16 protein-coding genes are annotated in these 17,305 nt (G+C 46.8%); all 16 read right to left on the bottom strand.

Features of this window, described 5'->3' with window-relative positions; all coding sequences use genetic code 11:
- Positions 1–2 precede the first annotated feature (2 nt).
- The 16 genes from BBR47_RS03185 to BBR47_RS03105 all read right to left on the bottom strand — a co-directional run bounded on the left by BBR47_RS03185 (position 3) and on the right by BBR47_RS03105 (position 17,276).
- Positions 3–1,826 (bottom strand): DUF2194 domain-containing protein, encoded by a 1,824-nt coding sequence (locus tag BBR47_RS03185; protein ID WP_012684301.1) that lies wholly within the window; start codon positions 1,824–1,826, stop codon positions 3–5.
- An 80-nt stretch (positions 1,827–1,906) separates the two neighbouring features.
- A complete protein-coding gene (locus tag BBR47_RS03180) occupies positions 1,907–2,869 on the bottom strand; it encodes a hypothetical protein (protein ID WP_012684300.1) in 963 nt (320 codons plus the stop codon).
- On the bottom strand, positions 2,862–5,066 hold the full coding sequence (locus BBR47_RS03175) for an NAD-dependent epimerase/dehydratase family protein (protein WP_012684299.1): 2,205 nt from the start codon (positions 5,064–5,066) through the stop codon (positions 2,862–2,864). The genes BBR47_RS03180 and BBR47_RS03175 overlap by 8 nt, the downstream gene beginning before the upstream one ends.
- Positions 5,063–5,482: a response regulator gene (locus BBR47_RS03170; protein ID WP_012684298.1), complete on the bottom strand. Its 420-nt coding sequence runs from the start codon at positions 5,480–5,482 to the stop codon at positions 5,063–5,065. The genes BBR47_RS03175 and BBR47_RS03170 overlap by 4 nt, the downstream gene beginning before the upstream one ends.
- 296 nt (positions 5,483–5,778) lie before the next feature.
- Positions 5,779–6,150 carry a response regulator gene (locus BBR47_RS03165; protein ID WP_012684297.1) on the bottom strand — a complete coding sequence of 124 codons (372 nt, stop codon included), beginning with the start codon at positions 6,148–6,150 and terminating at the stop codon, positions 5,779–5,781.
- A 562-nt stretch (positions 6,151–6,712) separates the two neighbouring features.
- The gene (locus BBR47_RS03155) at positions 6,713–8,323 is read right to left on the bottom strand and encodes a gamma-glutamyltransferase family protein (RefSeq protein WP_012684295.1); all 1,611 of its coding nucleotides are present in this window, start codon (positions 8,321–8,323) and stop codon (positions 6,713–6,715) included.
- Between the two features lie 271 nt (positions 8,324–8,594).
- Positions 8,595–9,128: a chromate transporter gene (locus BBR47_RS03150; protein ID WP_012684293.1), complete on the bottom strand. Its 534-nt coding sequence runs from the start codon at positions 9,126–9,128 to the stop codon at positions 8,595–8,597.
- Positions 9,125–9,706 (bottom strand): chromate transporter, encoded by a 582-nt coding sequence (locus BBR47_RS03145; RefSeq protein ID WP_012684292.1) that lies wholly within the window; start codon positions 9,704–9,706, stop codon positions 9,125–9,127. The genes BBR47_RS03150 and BBR47_RS03145 overlap by 4 nt, the downstream gene beginning before the upstream one ends.
- 24 nt (positions 9,707–9,730) lie before the next feature.
- Entirely contained in the window at positions 9,731–10,207 is a 477-nt protein-coding gene (locus BBR47_RS03140) for an Lrp/AsnC family transcriptional regulator (protein ID WP_012684291.1), read from the bottom strand.
- Positions 10,208–10,410: 203 nt separating this feature from the next.
- The gene (locus tag BBR47_RS03135; RefSeq protein WP_012684290.1) at positions 10,411–10,881 is read right to left on the bottom strand and encodes a nucleoside deaminase; all 471 of its coding nucleotides are present in this window, start codon (positions 10,879–10,881) and stop codon (positions 10,411–10,413) included.
- 72 nt (positions 10,882–10,953) lie between these two features.
- Positions 10,954–12,840 (bottom strand): ABC transporter permease, encoded by a 1,887-nt coding sequence (locus BBR47_RS03130; protein ID WP_012684289.1) that lies wholly within the window; start codon positions 12,838–12,840, stop codon positions 10,954–10,956.
- Positions 12,815–13,585, bottom strand: coding sequence for an ABC transporter ATP-binding protein (locus tag BBR47_RS03125; protein ID WP_012684288.1), 771 nt, complete (start codon positions 13,583–13,585; stop codon positions 12,815–12,817). Before BBR47_RS03125 ends, BBR47_RS03130 begins: the two co-directional genes overlap by 26 nt.
- Positions 13,586–13,652: 67 nt before the next feature.
- Positions 13,653–14,669 carry a sensor histidine kinase gene (locus BBR47_RS03120; RefSeq protein ID WP_012684287.1) on the bottom strand — a complete coding sequence of 339 codons (1,017 nt, stop codon included), beginning with the start codon at positions 14,667–14,669 and terminating at the stop codon, positions 13,653–13,655.
- Positions 14,666–15,364: a response regulator transcription factor gene (locus BBR47_RS03115; RefSeq protein WP_012684286.1), complete on the bottom strand. Its 699-nt coding sequence runs from the start codon at positions 15,362–15,364 to the stop codon at positions 14,666–14,668. Before BBR47_RS03115 ends, BBR47_RS03120 begins: the two co-directional genes overlap by 4 nt.
- 569 nt (positions 15,365–15,933) lie before the next feature.
- On the bottom strand, positions 15,934–16,449 hold the full coding sequence (locus BBR47_RS03110) for a sigma-70 family RNA polymerase sigma factor (protein ID WP_012684285.1): 516 nt from the start codon (positions 16,447–16,449) through the stop codon (positions 15,934–15,936).
- Between the two features lie 251 nt (positions 16,450–16,700).
- On the bottom strand, positions 16,701–17,276 hold the full coding sequence (locus tag BBR47_RS03105; RefSeq protein WP_012684283.1) for a GNAT family N-acetyltransferase: 576 nt from the start codon (positions 17,274–17,276) through the stop codon (positions 16,701–16,703).
- Positions 17,277–17,305: the final 29 nt, after the last annotated feature.

Here is a 17,305-nt window from a genome sequence, read left to right as displayed (position 1 = left end):
GCTTACTCTTCCAGTCCTATTTCAAATTTTGCACCCGTTGTATGCACGAGATAGACGCCTTCCTCTATTTTTTCTACCGTGCAATTGACTAAGCTCGTCATTTTTTTGTTTGTCCGCAAGATGTAATACATGTCTTCGGAGAAATTGTTCATGTAGCCTGTCACTTTTTTATCCGTATGCGAGATATATACATCCGTCTGTAAATAGCTCTCAAGGCTTGTTGCAGCTTCGGAAGCAGTCTGGCTACGCAGCCATGGATACTGCTCGTAAAGCTCTTCTAGCATGAGTTGAAAGTCCTTCACCAATTCCGACCACGACTTGTTATTGCTTCGCTCCTTGTCCAACACATCGTCAGGATGAACAAAATGAGAAAAAACACCGATGGATGTGATCGCATTCGTTATGTACCAATCATGAATGTCTGTGCGACTGTAACCGGAGGTAATACGCGGCAGCTCTACAATGCCATCTTCGGCCACGGAAAACTCCTGGATGTATTCGTGTGTACTATCTGATTCCGCATACAAGGAGGCAATGATTCTCAGATCAGGAAAAGACTTTTTCAGTGCTCGACGCCCTTCCTCTCCCAACACGTTGGAAGGTGGGACATACGTCTGTATGTCATATGCCGAGAAGACCTTCTTGATATAATTGTCCAGATACGTAAGTGACTCGGTCATACTTGCTTCATCCGGCCAAGCCTTATACTCGTAATGGCTCGCCGTCTCTTGATCGGTAACCAGTGATTGATGATTGTATCCGTGGATGCCCAGTTCGCCACCCATTTTCAACAAATCCCTGCCGTATGTAATCAGATTGTTCGAATCCGTTCCTTCCTCGTCAGTGAAGGGCGGAGCAACTCGGTTATTGTAGGTATTGATAATAGCTCCCGTGTAGGTCACATCGTAATCGGCAGCAAGCTTGATCATGTCCGGCCACCACACGTCCCGAAAGAAGCTGGGAATATCTTTGCGGTACTCGCGGTAAATACTCGGCTCGATCCCCTGACGAAAAGGGGCCGGAAAATCGTCAATATACATGACTTTCATATTGAAAATGGGGTACATAAAATCTGGATTCAGTAAACTGATGCCACCAGCAATCAGTCCTCTGTTCATGGCAGATTGCATATTCGTCCCGTTATAGACCATGAGCTTCCCCTGTCCATACCGGGTCTCCCATAGCAGTGGCATATTGTCGGCGGAAACAGCGTGAACCTTTGCTTGCCTATTCAGTTCTACGGGAATCGAGGAATTCACAATGGCATCTGCACCGATTTTTGCATCTTCTCCTTTGATCAAGAGATTGGATGTCATCTGAATGCCATTTGTCACGATAGGGAGATTGATCGAATTAATCCCTAATTTTCGGTATATGCGGTACAAGCTGTCATTGTATTCAGGCGTACGTGAAAAGAACACATTTCCACCATTGTGCGCATATTGCATCATCGCATCCAGATTGGCTAGCATGTCCAGATTTTCTATGGTGACAATGACCGTCATGTATTGGGGGTCGGGCTTCGAGAACTGCTTAACGTCAGCAAGCTCGTACTCCTTTTTCATATACCGCAGCACTTGCTCCACATTCCTCGCGATTGCCATGCTGCTCTCATCCTTGGAATCATGCAGAATGAGGAATCTCTCCCTTACCAGCTTGGCGATTTCCTCCTGACTGATCGCGTTTTGCTTCGGCTCGTCAGCCTCTTTTCCCGAGCCTCCTGACTTATTACTGCTCACCTGAAGGATGAACTGAGACCGGGTAGCTTCAATAGTGATCCCCAGAATCGCCACAAAGATCAGAATGATGTAGATGTTTTTTTTCACGGGAATATCGTTGGACCTCGATCTGCTCCAGTCTCTGCCATTTTCCCTGTCTCTTTTCCTTCTCCTGAACCTAGTCATTCTCATTTTGTATCGCTCATCTCTTTCAGTTTCGTACCTATTTCCTGTGTAACAGCGACTTCCGCCCAATTGCTGTCTTGCTCATCGTTCCAGTAGCGAATCATCATCAACGTAGCGTGGGAGATTTTAACCGACGAGCTTTTTAACCGATTCATCTCTGCCACAAAACCTGCGTAGTCTCTGATCGTAAAGAAGCGCTTGAGCGACATGACATATGGCTGCTCGCTTTCCGGATGATACTCATGAAACAATTGACAGTACTGTTCCGCTTTTTCATAGGACTGGTTCCCCAGCTCACAATTGATCTTGTCCACAAAATAGCTTTCTTCTTCCTGATAAATGTCCAATAATGACTCCAGAACAAACGAATACGTGTAGCTGTACTTCACATAGGTGCGTTGATCAAGGAGTGAACTGTCCAGATACTTCTTCAATACGTCTGCGTAGGCGCGTAGAACTGCAAGCTCCTGCTTGTTCTCCTCGTATTTCACTGATAAATCCTGCAGTTGGAGCTGAAGGTTGCGCCGCATTTCCGTTAAAGCGGCTGCTGCGTAGTGAACCGTTTCTGAGTCCTCGTTTTGCAAGGCTGTCTCCAATGTGCCGATCTGCCAAATGGTCTGCTCTTTCAAGACATCGATCAGCATCTTTCGGCGCGTGCTCGTGTCGTTCAAAAACAAAATGTCCTCAACCGGGACGATGTTCATTTCCTTTTCCATGTCCGCTCTTCGGAAAATATTCGATCCCTCCGCTAGCTTAAGCAAATCGCTCTCTAGCATCAGTTCATTCACATTCTTTTTCGATGTTCGTTTGTACACATCGGTAATCCCCAATAACAGGAGGCCAAAAATGGGAAGAAAGCCAGTAACAAGCATTCGCATAATCAGTACCTGCTTGTTTTTGCCGCGGCTTTGCATCCAACTGTAACCAACAGACACCAAGACATGGAGGAGTACCAGATTAAACATAAGCGCCATCCTTCAAGGAGAAGCGATCCTGATCTTTTTCCTGCACAATTCTCGATGCAATACCGAGTCTACCGAGCCTATCAATCACGATACGGGCTTCTTGCTCGTTGGAATTGGAGAGAATGATATAGACATTTCCTGCTTCGTCCATTCCCATATAATCTGCTTCGCGAAGAGAACTGGCGATATAGGTAGCAAGTGTATGATGATCCATTTGCGCAAAATCCACTGCCAAGAGGGTAAAGTCAGTGTTTAACTGTTGCTTGGCGTCCCTTTTGTTCTTCACCATTGCTGAAAAATAAGCAGGAATCAGGATAGGGGTATCGTCTAGGTAACGGTCCTTTTGTGTGGAGTTTAAGTATCGAAGAGAACGGGACAAAGCGGATGAGATCAATTGAACGGCAACCTGAAAAAGGTTTTGGGTGTACATCGTAAAGTTTTCAAACCCGAGTTGTTGCAATGTGACCACCGCAACCATTTTTCCCTTGTCAAAAATAGGAGCTGCTATAAGGGGCATGTCGTGACGTAGCTCTTTATTCACGATGATCTTTTTCATTGTCATTAATTCAGTAAGGTAAGCATGTTCACTCATTTTCAGCGAGCGTGGCAGATCAAAGCCCGCTTTATTCGATTTGGCCATCAATCGCAAGAAAGAGCCATTTTGATTCATCGTATAAATGGCGATCTCATCGGACTTCATGATTCTTTCCAGTACCTTGACTGATTTCTGCAATACGCGTTCAGGCTCGAGGCTGTCCAACTCTTTGGTGATGTTGTAGATTTTTCCAAAGCTGTCTTCCGAATTTACGATCTGCTGCTGCAATTCTTGCTTTACCATCAGAACATCGTTATAAATGTCTTTTAAAAAATCATACTTGTCTTCCAGTGCTTGCTTTTGCAGCTCCTTGGACAATACGTCCCTGTTGCGTTTGTCGATCGAATAGCCCACAGCAATCCCGATAATAAAATAGACCGCGATATGAAACAGAACATTCGCGTCATATAAGAGCGATACGACATCGCGCCCGTTATGCAGGCTTTCTCCGATGAAAAGTCCACAAGCCAGGATAACCGACAAGAGGGATTGCTTCGTTCCGTAAATGGCGCCAATCAACACGATGTAAATTAGCTTGAGATCAAAGACACCGCTATTAACCGTTCCAACTGTCGCGAAAACCACCAGAAGAAACGCAAGAATGTTCTCTAAGTACGGTCTTGCATCCCATGAACGGAGCCAATGGATCGCTTTCTTCGCTTCGCTCTCCTGCTCTTGTTCCTTCTCTGCGACGGTCTCTTGATACCACTGCGCCGTTTTTTCCAGCCCCTCCGCCAATGAATACATCGGGATCCAATCTAGCCTACGCTTTGCCCACGTATTGTCCAAAACCGACTTATCTACGTCTCCTGGGCGTTTTTCCCTTCGTGATATTCCTTGAAGAGGCTGGTTAGCCCCGAGAATGTCAATCAGCTCATTAATGCTGCTTTCCTGGTTCGTAGACAAATTCATCACACCCGTATCATCCGTAGTAACGGAACGGAAAATGGCATCAGCTACATCCTCTACATAAATGAAGTCTCTCGTTTGGCTACCATCGCCGTGCAGAACTATTTCTTTCCCATGGTTGATCTGGGTTAAAAAAGTAGAGATAACGCCGCCTTCCCCTCCTGCACTTTGTCTGGGGCCATACACATTTGCCAAGCGAAAGGCTACCGTTTGCAAGCCGTACATTTCTGTCCATTTGCGGCAATACATTTCGCCGATGTGCTTGTTTATTCCATAAACAGATACCGGATCACACCCTGAATCTTCGAGTAACGGTGTACATTCATTCATGCCGTAAACGGCGGCTGATGACGCAAAAATAAATTTGGACACGCCATATTTGCTCGATAGCTTTAGCATATTCACAAGTCCCAGAATGTTCGTATTCGTATCCAGCAGGGGGTCTTCCATGGAGGCAGCAACACTTACTTGGGCAGCTAAATGGATGACGACATCGAACTTGTTGCTCTTAAATACTTCATCACATTTTTTATCCGCTACATCCAGCTCGTATGCCTTATGCGGAAATGTGACGTTCCTTTGATTGCCAGAGCTGAGATTGTCGAGGATGAAAACCTTATACCCTTCCTTATAAAATCTCTCCGCGACAAAAGAACCAATGAACCCATAACCACCTGTGATCAAGACTTTCATGCTAACACCTCAGCTATTTGTTTCTCCTGTCGATCCCCACAACAATCATCTACTCCTGTTCCCAGCAATTTTTGGACAGCCCATTCGATTCGCTCCAGCTGCAGTGGCTTCGCAATGAAATCCCGCGCCCCTGCCTGAATCGCCTTGATGACGGTATCGTTCCTAGACACTGCTGAGCAAATAATGATCTTGGCATCCTTGTCCAACTCCATGATTTTGCGTGAAGCAGTCAAACCGTTCATGCCAGGCATGGTAATGTCCATCGTAACGAGTGATGGTTTGTACAAGCAGTAATTTCTAACAGCCTCCTCTCCCGAAGCAGCTTCCGCAACCACATGCAGTCCTAACGTCTCAAATATGTTGCGCAGCACACGTCTCGTAAACGCCGTATCATCAACAATCAGAATGCTATTCATCCAAAATGCTGTCTCCCATCCTATCCATCTATATCTTTTGGACTATTTCATTATAGTAATATATTCCTGATGGCAATACCAACCAAAACTAACGCCTCTTATACTTTCATTTTCATAGGCATAAAGCCCCTCTATTCTGTAGCTCCACCCATTCTACTAGGACCATCTCAACAATTTCTGAACAAGAGACAAAAAGAAGAACAGGGACAGTTACCTATACGGCAGCTTATCCCTGTTCTTCTTCCTAATTATATTCCATCATCAAAATTCCATACTGCCACCACAGCTATTTTGTTTCACCTAGAATCTGTTTCTAACAAATGCTGAACAGCCCATTCAATCCTCTCGAACTGTAAGGGCTTTGCGATAAAATCACGCGCACCAGCCTGAATCGCTTTGATGACCGTATCGCGTCGTGCAACTGCGGAGCAAATGATGATCTTCGCATTCTTATCCAGCTCTATGATTTTTCGGGAAGCAACCAAACCGTTCATGCCCGGCATCGTAATATCCATAATAACCAGTGACGGTCGATACAAACAATAATTCCTAACAGCCTCCTCCCCTGAATCAGCTTCCGCCACTACCTCAATACCTAATTTCTCAAACATGTTACGCAGCACGAGTCTCGTAAACGCTGTATCATCAACAATTAAAATGGTATTCATTCAAATTGTTTTCTCCCATCTTTTATACCGCGATTTTCGAACTATCATAAAGAGGTTTACTATATGCAAAAACGACATAATTTGATCATTTTCTACATTCTACTAGGAACATCTAGACAACTTCTGAACAAGAGAACATCTTGTCATCCATTCCATTACGAGGAAATAAAAAACCGAAGCATCAGCTTCGGCTCAACTCACTCTATTATTCGGTTCTCTTTTGCTAAAAAGATCTTTCGCAAGTGTGAGATACCACGCAACTATTTCCATAAAAGCAAGGATAACAAACATAGCCCATATATCCCCTTGGGTAAGGTGGTACAACAGGTTATCAATTTCTGTTCCAGAGCCGCGCACTAGAGACTGCAAAAAAAATACAATTGGACCGACAATAGAAAAAAATATCGTTATCATCGAAAAAAGGGGACGCTGTTTCCGAATTAGATACGCAATACCACTGATTATTGTTATGAGGATACATATATAATAGACACTCCACACCGATGGAGGTAAAGTTTCCATGGTAGCCCTCCTTTCCTCAGTCCAGTCCCAGGATTTTTCCTTACCAAGCAGCAATGCTGCTGTCTGCACGCATATCCGTACCACCGCTCAGCACACCATTTTCATCACGCCAAATGATTTGACCTCGTCCAAAGTAATTGCCGAGCTGCGCCCACTTGATCGTATGACCCCTGCGCTCCAAAGCTAGTGCCAAATGCTCCGGGAAATGACGCTCCAGCTCCACCGTTTTGCCTTCCATCCACTGCCAGCGCGGCGCATCGAGCGAAGCTTGCGGATTGAGGTGGAAGTCGATGGTGTTCATGACCACCTGCACATGTCCTTGTGGCTGCATGAAGCCGCCCATTACGCCGAATGGCCCCATTGCTTTTCCATCCTTCGTCAAGAAGCCCGGGATAATGGTGTGGAATGTTCTTTTGCCTGGCTCTAAGCAATTGTCATGAGCAGGGTCCAGCGAGAAGGTATGACCCCGGTTTTGCATGGCGATCCCTGTCCCCGGCACAACTACTCCGGAACCAAAGCCCATGTAGTTGCTTTGGATAAAGGAAACCATGTTGCCCTCACCGTCAGCAGTCGCTAAATAGACCGTACCGCTCGTTTTCGGCTGACCCGGCTCTGGCGTCAAGGCTTCATGACCAATCAGTGCACGGCGAGTAGCAGCGTACTCCTCTGACAACAAGGCTTCCTTCGAAACCTTCATTTTGCTCTCTTCTGTGATGTATTTCAATCCATCCACAAATGCCAGCTTCATCGCTTCGATTTGCTTGTGATACGTTTCTGTTGTGTCCTTTGCGTCAAAAACAAAACCTTTCAGAATGTTCAGAGCCATCAGGCCGATCATCCCTTGCCCATTTGGCGGGATCTCCCACACATCATAGCCGCGGTAGTTGACTCCGATCGGCTTCACCCATTCCGGCTCATAGGCTGCCAGGTCTTCTTTGCGCAAATAACCGTCGCAATCACGCGAGAACGCGTCGATCTTGTCTGCCAGCTCTCCACGGTAGAAGCTCTCCGCATTTGTTTCCGCGATTTGACGTAGCGTCTTCGCATGACCCGGTGACTTCCAGATTTCGCCCGCTTTTGGTACTTTGCCATCTGGCGTAAAGGTGGAGAACCAATGCGCGAACTCTTCCCCATTGCATTGCTGAGAAAGCTTTCTATATGCTACATCCCAATTATGCGCCAATGTGGGCGATACCGGATAGCCATTCTCCGCATAGTTAATCGCTGGCTGCAAAACCTCTGTAAGCGGAAGACGTCCAAAACGCTTGGACAAGGCTGCCCACGCAGCAGGTGCGCCTGGGACCGTGACAGGGGTCCAGCCGTAGGTCGGCATTTCTTTCAGACCTTTTGCTTTTAATGCCTCGATGGAGATTCCTTGTGGAGCCGGACCGCTTGCATTCAGTCCGTGCAGCTCGTCTTTGATCCACACGAGGGCAAATGCGTCACCCCCGATGCCGTTTGAGGTCGGTTCTACCACAGTCAGGCACGCAGCCGTTGCAATCGCCGCATCCACCGCATTTCCGCCCTTTTTCAAAATATCGAGACCTGCTTGTGCCGCTAGTGGCTGCGAGGTCGCTACCATACCGTTCTTGGCAAAAGTCGTCACACGCTTCGATGCGTATGGGTATTCCATTGCGTCATAATCAACCATGGTTTTTGCCTCCTAAATCGTTCGTTTAGCCGATAAGAAAGACCGTTAGTTAAGCAGGGAAGATCCATCTGGTTTGAGTCAACATAGTGGAGGGGAAGAAAAAGCACAGTTCTCTTCGACTCTGACACGCCAGCAGGGGGGAATCACTGACCGTCTCCACTTAAAAAAGGGTACCGTCGAGCCAAAGCCACCCTACGGGCGGAAGTTTCTCAAGGAAGAAGTGTTCGACAAACGTGGTCCCCTTTTTTAAGTTCCGACTGGGGAGGCGTTGTCAAGGTCTAATGAAAACAAACCCGTACGCCATCGCTCCCAAGATGACAAAAGCAGGATGGACCTTCCATGTTTCGAGCAGAAGGTAGGATGCCACTGTCAAAATCCCCGTTTGCATCCAGCCGATTCCCTCGACTGCGCCCATTAGGAATTGATACGTCATCGTTCCGAGCAAGACAGTAACGACTGGCCGTACCGATTGGGTCATCGCTTTTACCTGTGGCGCACTGCGGAATAGGTTAATAAAACCCATCAATAAGACCATCGCGATCGCTGTCGGCGCGACCGTTGCAAATAAAGCGACGACTGCACCCGGTACACCTGCTACCTGATAGCCAATGTATCCGGCGAGCTTGGTCGCGATTGGGCTGGGCAGGGCATTTCCTACTGCCAGCACTTCTCCGAATTCCTGCACACTCATCCACTGGTAATGGTCAACCACTTCATTTTGGATCAAAGGGATGCTGGGTGGTCCTCCCCCGTACCCCAAAATGTTGGAGATGAAAAATGCCCAAAATAATTGCAGGTAGATCATGCTACACCCTCCTTGCCGTCCTTGTCCTTGCGCTTGCGGACAGACCAAGTAGAATAAGCAAATGAAACGGTCAGCGCAATCCCTACGACGATGCCCGGATGCCAATCAAGGAAGAGTAACGCTACGAGTGAGAGGGCGAGGGAAAGGCTCACACCTGCTTTGCTGGACGCTCCCTTCCACCCCTTTGAAAGGAATTCCCACGTAAGGACGCCTGTCATAACTGCGATTACCGGACCGATTGCCTGAATCATGCCGTATACACCCGGAGCATCCTTCCATTGATATATGACTTGCAGCAAACCGATCATCACAAGCACGATTGGCATCACAACTGCGATGTTTGCCACCAATGCACCCTTCCAGCCTTTTACCCGATAGCCGATATATGCAGCCAGCTTGGTCCCAATGGGCCCTGGAAGAGCGTTGCCGAGCGCCAGATTGTCGGAAAAATCCTCATCTGTCACCCATTTATACTTTTTCACGCATTCGGTGTAAAAGAGGGGAACCATCGTAGGCCCTCCCCCAAATCCGAAGATTCCGATGCGGAAAAAGGCGAGAAATAATTGCCAGTAAATCATAGCTGTACCTCCGTCCTTGCCTAACTAGCGGATAAAGTTGTACTTGGACTTCAATATTTTCAATTCGTTAATCACATTCGTTTTGGAGATGCCAGGAATCTTGTGCAGCTTCTTAAGTAAAAATTGCGATAATTCTTCATTACTTGTTACGAGCACCTGTGTGAAAAGCTGATATTCACCAGAAGTGAGTACGATGAGCCTAATCTCTACGGTTTCCATCAACGCAGCAACCACATCGTCCAGCTTTTCCGCATCCACAGCCACTTGAATCATCGCTTGTACATGAAACCCTGCCTTGACCGGATTGACAATACCGACCAGACTCAGGGCACCTTCGTCCTGCAATTGCTGGACGCGCATGCGAATCGTCTTTTCTGTAACCCCGAGGTCCTTTGCAATCTGAGTAAACGGCAAGCGCGCATTTCCTTGCAAGGCTCGAATGATCCCATAGTCGATGTCATCTAAATCAGGATAAAGTGATCTTCGGAAAGTTTCCTCCATACAAACACACCTTTATTCGTCTTTTTTAAACAATATTCAACCTCATCACAGCTAAATTTTATAAAATTCGGTCGAATTCCATAATGATTGTTGCTACTATAATACGATCTTGGACACAGCGCAATACTTCGTCTGAAAATTTCATTTTGAAATCATTTCAATAAAACGAAAAAAGAGCCTTCCCCGCTAGGAGAGGCTCTCTATTAATATTCGATACGGTCCAGAGATTGAGACCATGCTTCAAATGGACTCCGTTTGTTCGCAAGATCTATTCTCTGAAACGGAATGCTTCGCTCTTCATGTGGGAGGACAATCTGCTCATAAATAAACTGATCGTCAAAACCGACATGCGCCGCATCTTCTTTCGTGCAAGCGTAATAAACATTGCGCGGTCTGGCCCAATAGATGGCTCCCAGACACATCGGACACGGCTCACAGCTCGTATACAGATCACAATCGTTTAACTGAAAGGTTTCGAGATGACGACACGCTTCCCGAATTGCTTGAATTTCGGCATGTGCCGTCGGGTCATTGCTCGTCGTCACTTCATTGCGTCCACGTCCAACTACTTGCCCATCCTTCACGACAAGGGCTCCAAACGGGCCGCCTACTTTATCACGTACATTTTCAAACGCAATCTGTACAGCTTGCCCCATCCACGTCTCTCGTTCCATCCGCTTGCCCCCTCGCATCCCCTTCTCCTTTATCCTATGTCCCTTCTCATCTGGACATGCTGGAAAAGTTCACTAGCGATTCATTGATTGCTTTAAATGGAACAAGTAACGGTTTCGAATGATCCAGAAATACACACCTTGAACAACGACGAAGCTGCATAACACAATCGCAGTCGGCTTGAACACAGACGCGACAAGGATGAGCTTCAACAAGCTTTGCAGGGACACGAACGCCACCATGCTGTGAATAATGGCCACCACAATCGGTACGAAGAACAACAGGGCAATCTGGGTCGTAACGATTCGCGTCAACTCCGCATCCGTGAGTCCAATCTTGGAAAGCGACCCATAATGCCTCTTGTCGTATTCCAGGTCCGTATACAAACGGAAATAGAGAAAGCTTGCTGCAGCTACAAAGAACAACACGCCTACAAATAACCCGATAAAGAGTGCCATGTTCGCCATTTGTTTCATGGTGTGGTAGTAGGGTGCACGAGCTGAAAACGAATAATTTTCGTCGAAATGACTAATCTCATCCTGAAGCTTGAGACTAAGATCCTGGGTTTCCTTCCATCTTGGCACCTCGTATACAAAGCGCTGTTCTTCCTTCGCTTTTGGAAGCTGGTCGTACACCTGATTCGGCACGACAGCCAAACGCTCAAATTCGAGCCCCTTAATCAACGGAGTCATATTCGTGTCTGTTTTGACTGCCAGCTGTGCATTTCCCACCTGAAGAGTCTTGCTCGCTACCGAATCGCCAATCCAGTTGAGCATGACGAACACCTCGCCATTCGTCATTTGCAGCTCAGGCGAGTGAGACGCTACCGCCAGCCTGTTATAGTCGGACAGCTTGACTACTCCGATCTTTTCCTCATTAATCGGTTCGGGCAAAACCCGCATTGCTACTTGATATTTTTCAAAGGAAAAGCCACCCTGCTGCAAGCTCGTTTCAATTAACGACAGATGCTTGGCCCTCTCCACATCACTTTGTTTGGACTGGTATTCAAATGCGAACGGATTGATTTTCATCACCGTAATCTGAATCGACCCAGCCAACGCTGCCAGCGTGCCAATCGCACAAAAAGCAACGGTAGAGACGATGCTGACCAAAAAGAACATCCGGGCATTATCCTTCATTCGATAGGCCAGATCAGAGAGCGTCAGGAGATTCGTACGTTTCCAATAAAAAGTTCGACGCTTCTTCAGAAAATCGATGAAGATGACGCTCAGCTGAGTAAACAACAGGTACGTTCCTACAGTCGTCAGCGCAATGACCGGAAGCATCAGCACGAGCACATTCACGCCGTCAGCAGTGAGGGCTAAGGCATAGCTCATTCCTAGCAAAGCTACCGCGACCAGAGACAGCACTAGCGATGCCCTCGGCTCGCGCTTAGGACGACCGCTTCCTTGCAACAGATCCAACAGACTGCGGCTTCGCAGCACGAGGACCGTAAATAGCGAAATGGCTGCATATAAGATGAGAAACGCCACCACTGTCAAACCGATCGCTTTCCACGGGAAGTAAAACCCGAGTGCTTTTACAGCAAGCAAAAATCCCGCGAATTGAAAAAACAGCTTGGCGAGAACCAGCCCGACCCCAATCCCGATGGCAATCGAGACAATGCCAATCAGCATGTTTTCCATAAAAATCAGCATGTTCCGCTGTAACGGTGTCATGCCTTGGATAAAAAGGATGCCGAACTCCTTCTCCCTCTTTTTCAGGAAAGCACCGACACAATAAAAGAGAAAAAAGAAGGAGAACAGAAAAATGACGTACTCAGCCGCCATCATCCCAGTGGCTACGGATTCATGAATCTCCTGCCCGATAATTTCCGGATGAAAAATGAACATCGCATAGACGAAAAAAATGAGGACAGAAAAAACGCTACTCATGAAAAATGCAGCGTACATACGCTTATTTCGTAGAACGTTATTACACGCGAATTGTCGAAAGGTCATAGGTGTTCCCTCCCAAAAACGACAATGAGTCAATAATTTTCTGGAAGAATACCTGTCGACTCTCACCCCGATACATCTCGTTATGGAGTTGGCCGTCTTTAATAAAAATCACCCGATGGCAATAGCTGGCCGCCAAAGCATCATGCGTCACCATCATCATGGTGGTATTATCTCTCTTATTGATCGCTTCCAGTGTCTCCATCACATTGCGCGAAGACTTGGAATCAAGATTTCCTGTCGGCTCGTCAGCGAGCAAAAGCGACGGGGAATGAATGATCGCCCTAGCAATTGCCGTCCGTTGACGTTGCCCCCCAGATACCTCGAAGGTCCGCTTTTCCAATATGTCCTGAATCCCTAGCTTCTCCGCAACACTTTGCAGCTTTTCTTCCATGACCGCTACTTTCTCATTGTCCAGCGTCAGCGGCAACACGATATTTTCCCCAATCGTCAACGTGTCCAAGAGGTTAAAATCTTGAAATACAAAGCCGAGCTCACGGCGACGAAACAGAGCCAGTTTATCTTTTTTTAAATGATGCGGATTCGTACCGTTCAAAAGAACCGCACCAGAGGTTGGCGTATCAATGGTGGAGATCATGTTTAATAGCGTAGTCTTGCCACTGCCTGAGGGGCCCATAATACCGACGAATTCGCCCTTGCGAATCGAAAAATCGATATCGGTCAGCGCGCGGTAGGTTACCTTGCCCCCGTATATTTTACTTAAGCTATTTACAGCAAGCATTTCCATGCGCCATTCCCCTTTCTTGCACTTCCAAATTCAACTATACGGAAGTGCGCATAGTCCAGCTATCGAATTAACTTTCAGCTATCTTACTTTCTTGTAAGGTTGGGACGATGGCAGACAAGACAATACGTACGGTTGTCCCCTCGCCCACTTCTGATTCCATCTCCACCCCATGATGGAGCCGACCGCAAATTTCTTTCACCAAGTACAGTCCCATCCCGGTGGACTCAGGGTATTTACGCCCGTTTTCTCCCGTAAAATACGGCTTGAACACGCGGTGAATATCTTCGGCGGGGATCCCGATTCCATAATCCTGCACTTCCAGTATGGCATGTGCTCCGCGTTCATACGCACGAATGGTGACCTTGTTGCTTTTTCCTGCTGAATAACGAACGGCATTCGTCAACAATTGGTTGAGGACAAAAGCAAGCCACTTATCGTCCGATTCTACTCGCCAATTTTCATCCACTTTTACCTCGGGATACACTTGGTTGCGAATAAACAGCCGCTTGTTTTCAGCCAACACATTTTGCACCAAGGAACGCAGTGTTACGGGCTCAATCAGGAAGTCCTGTTCAAATCGGTCGAGGCGAGCTATGTACAGTACTGTTTCTAGTCCACGTTTGATCCGGTCCACTTCTTCACGAACGCTCTCAGCTGTTGGATCGTCTTCATTTTGCAGCAACAGATGAATAACCGAAATCGGCGTCTTCATCTGATGAACCCATTGCTGAATAAACGTCGTATGGTCCCGTTGCTTGTTTTCATAGGCATGAAGCTGTTCTTTGTAGAGCCGGTACTGCTCCTGACTGATGTCATCCATCGCGCGGCACAACGGTGAATTCCCGTATGTCTGGGTCAGCTCCTCTAATGACTCTACCGGCTTGCTCAGTCGCTGATAGATTGTGCGGTGAGACAAATAACGGACGACGAGAAAAGCCCCCGCGAAAAAAATAGATAAAAACATGACGTAGATCATCAATGATTCATTCCAGTACCCATCCAGCGCAAAAATCATAATTAATAAGATCAATTGGACGAGAAAAAACGCTGCGAATGGCCATTGATCACGAAGGAACAGCTTCATTGCCCTTCCTCCCAAGTCGCCCGCAAGCGATAACCAGAACCGCGAACAGTCTCGACAGCTCCCTCTAAGCCTAGGTCCTTCAGCTTGCTGCGCACGCGTGTGATGTAGACATTCAGCGTGTTTTCATCGACAAACTGTTCATCCCACAGCTTTTCTAGCAAACGCTCACGGCTGACGACACGTGGATGTTGATTCATCAAGGCTTCGAGCAGTAACGCTTCCTTTTTGCTCAGCTCGATTTTGGTCTCGTACATGGACAGCTCCATTCGCTCCAAAAACAGCTTGAGACCCGCTACTTCAACTGTACGCTCCCCTTCTTGCGGAGCATATTGTCCGTAAGCCCGACGTAGCTGACTGCGGATTTTGGCCAAAACCACATCGTAGTCAAATGGCTTTGTAATATAGTCATCAGCCCCATTTTCCAAGGCCATCACCTGGTCCATTTTACTTTCTCGTGCAGAGATGAACAGGATCGGGCAGTTGGACTCCTGGCGCATTTGCCGGCACCAATAAAATCCGTCAAATTTCGGTAGATTCACATCCAACAGAACCAAATCAGGACGCGATTGGGTAAATACCTCCATGACTCTATCGAAATGTTCAACATTGACTGTCTGGAATCCGTATTTTTCCAGTTGCTCTTGTAGCAGCTGGTTGATTTTCGGGTCGTCTTCTACAATCATAATTGTGGACATCACTCATACTCCTCTCGTCTTGAGTCTCCTCCATTTTATTCTTTACTATACCATTAGAAAACTAGACTACGCCAAGCCTTTGACGTTTCTCTTACTTAGAGGCTACGAGTCTCGTTACTGTTGTGGAGGGGAGGAAACAGGAGAAAACGCTCAGATTCTAGGGCCACCCCCTGGGGGATTGACTGCACGACTCCATGCAAAAAGCGAAACCGCGTCCAAAGTAGTCCATTCAGGATGTATTTCAGAGGTGGACGCTTAAGGGCGTGTTTCGCTTTTTGCATTGCGTCTCGGTCGGTGTCCCTAAGATCTTCGCTGTTTTCTCCTGTTTCCTCTACGAGCTTTCCATGTTGATCGGTTTTTAAAAGTCTTAAAAGAATGTAAGGATGCCATCAGTAACGACAGAGAAGAATATTTCCAGGCGTAGCGGCTACCACTTTTGCGTTTCCCCGCGAATCCCTTCGGAGCGGACAGTCTTAACTTTCAGATGGACGGAGCCTGGAGCCTAGCATGGAAATATTCTTCTCTCCACTACAGCCACATAGCAAAAAAGGAAGGACTGTTGTCCCCCCTTATGCTTGTTCTGTCATCAATTGCTGCAGCTTCTTAATCCCGCGAAAGTGCAGGATTTTCACCGAAGCCTCTGTCTTGCCCAAGATTTCCGCGATCTCATTCATTCGCAAATCTCCGAGATAGCGCAGAGCGATCACATTGCGCTGATCCTTTGTCAGCGTGTGCACCTTATCCCACAAGCCCTCGGTTGTCTCCTGATTCAGAAGACACTCCTCTGGCAGCTTATCTGTTGCGACCATATTGCTAAATGTGTCCTGATCGACCGGACTCTCCCGCTTCTTGCGCATGTAGTCAATCAAAGCATTGTGCGCAATTCGGAAAATCCAGGCGCCAAATGGATGGCGGCCATCGTACTGCTCAAGCTTGGAGTACACCTTGATAAACACAGTCGTTGTCAGGTCTTCCACATCCCAGACATTTTTTACCCGGTAGCGGAAATAGCGGTATATTTTAGCAGAGTAATCTTCGTAAATTTGTTGATGATTTAATTTTGGATACATGATTGCTGTTGTCATAATCGATCTCCCGTTTCGTGATCCGTATGAATTGATTTCATTGTACGGTCGAAACGAAGCAGGAACCATCGAGTTATATTTCAGGAAGCTTACACTTTTGTAAGGTACTTATGGGCTCGTTGTAAGCTCGCACAAGTAGTTACGAAAGGGGTATCATTTCGGTTACAACTTTCAAAAGAGATTTTTAAAAATTTCTTAAGGAATTTTTTAAGTTGTCTTTAAAAGGGTTTTGGTGGAGGGAAGACGTTAACTCATAAATGATATTCATAACCTTTTGCTAATGAAAAGATATGGGTATCAGTCAGTTTTCCAGAGTCATTTAGGTTAACATTGCGTAAAGTACCCTCCAACGTAAAACCTACCTTCTTAGCTACAGCTATACTTGCGTTATTCCGAGTATCACAGCGAATTTCAAGGCGGTTAGCTTCCAATTCAGAAATGGCAAAGGCAACGATACCTTTTACTGCCTCTGTCATTAGACCCTCACCCGTACGCGATGTGCGTAGCCAATATCCAATTTCAAATTTTCGTACATTCCAATCAAAGCGATGGAGCCCACTACTGCCCACAAACTGCCCTGTATTCTTTTCGAATATATGTAGCACTAAGTCTGTGCGCTCTAGAAAATTGATCCTGGCTTTACGTACGTAGGCTTCTGAATCGTCAATAGATGGGAGGTTTTTTACAAACGGAAGCCATGGGCGCATCTCATTTACACTTTCACGTATGGCTTCATTTACAAATTGACCATCACCCCATTGTGGTGCTCTAATCAATAATCGCTGAGTCTCAAATTGTTCCGGAAAAGAGAGAAGTAGTGGATTCATAGTAGTCCTCCTTCTACAGGAATGAGTTT

Origin of the sequence: Brevibacillus brevis NBRC 100599, assembly GCF_000010165.1 — a bacterium.
GTDB lineage: Bacteria > Bacillota > Bacilli > Brevibacillales > Brevibacillaceae > Brevibacillus > Brevibacillus brevis_D.
This window is presented reverse-complemented; position numbering and strand designations above follow the sequence as displayed.

Bases quoted from the DNA above. Each gene is read 5' to 3' on its own strand.
- BBR47_RS03180 (WP_012684300.1), bottom strand. From the start codon at position 2,869: ATGTTTAATCTGGTACTCCTCCATGTCTTGGTGTCTGTTGGTTACAGT.
- BBR47_RS03175 (WP_012684299.1), bottom strand. From the start codon at position 5,066: ATGAAAGTCTTGATCACAGGTGGTTATGGGTTCATTGGTTCTTTTGTC.
- BBR47_RS03170 (WP_012684298.1), bottom strand. From the start codon at position 5,482: ATGAATAGCATTCTGATTGTTGATGATACGGCGTTTACGAGACGTGTG.
- BBR47_RS03165 (WP_012684297.1), bottom strand. From the start codon at position 6,150: ATGAATACCATTTTAATTGTTGATGATACAGCGTTTACGAGACTCGTG.
- BBR47_RS03155 (WP_012684295.1), bottom strand. From the start codon at position 8,323: ATGGTTGATTATGACGCAATGGAATACCCATACGCATCGAAGCGTGTG.
- BBR47_RS03150 (WP_012684293.1), bottom strand. From the start codon at position 9,128: ATGATCTACCTGCAATTATTTTGGGCATTTTTCATCTCCAACATTTTG.
- BBR47_RS03145 (WP_012684292.1), bottom strand. From the start codon at position 9,706: ATGATTTACTGGCAATTATTTCTCGCCTTTTTCCGCATCGGAATCTTC.
- BBR47_RS03140 (WP_012684291.1), bottom strand. From the start codon at position 10,207: ATGGAGGAAACTTTCCGAAGATCACTTTATCCTGATTTAGATGACATC.
- BBR47_RS03135 (WP_012684290.1), bottom strand. From the start codon at position 10,881: ATGGAACGAGAGACGTGGATGGGGCAAGCTGTACAGATTGCGTTTGAA.
- BBR47_RS03130 (WP_012684289.1), bottom strand. From the start codon at position 12,840: ATGACCTTTCGACAATTCGCGTGTAATAACGTTCTACGAAATAAGCGT.
- BBR47_RS03125 (WP_012684288.1), bottom strand. From the start codon at position 13,585: ATGGAAATGCTTGCTGTAAATAGCTTAAGTAAAATATACGGGGGCAAG.
- BBR47_RS03120 (WP_012684287.1), bottom strand. From the start codon at position 14,669: ATGAAGCTGTTCCTTCGTGATCAATGGCCATTCGCAGCGTTTTTTCTC.
- BBR47_RS03115 (WP_012684286.1), bottom strand. From the start codon at position 15,364: ATGTCCACAATTATGATTGTAGAAGACGACCCGAAAATCAACCAGCTG.
- BBR47_RS03110 (WP_012684285.1), bottom strand. From the start codon at position 16,449: ATGACAACAGCAATCATGTATCCAAAATTAAATCATCAACAAATTTAC.
- BBR47_RS03105 (WP_012684283.1), bottom strand. From the start codon at position 17,276: ATGAATCCACTACTTCTCTCTTTTCCGGAACAATTTGAGACTCAGCGA.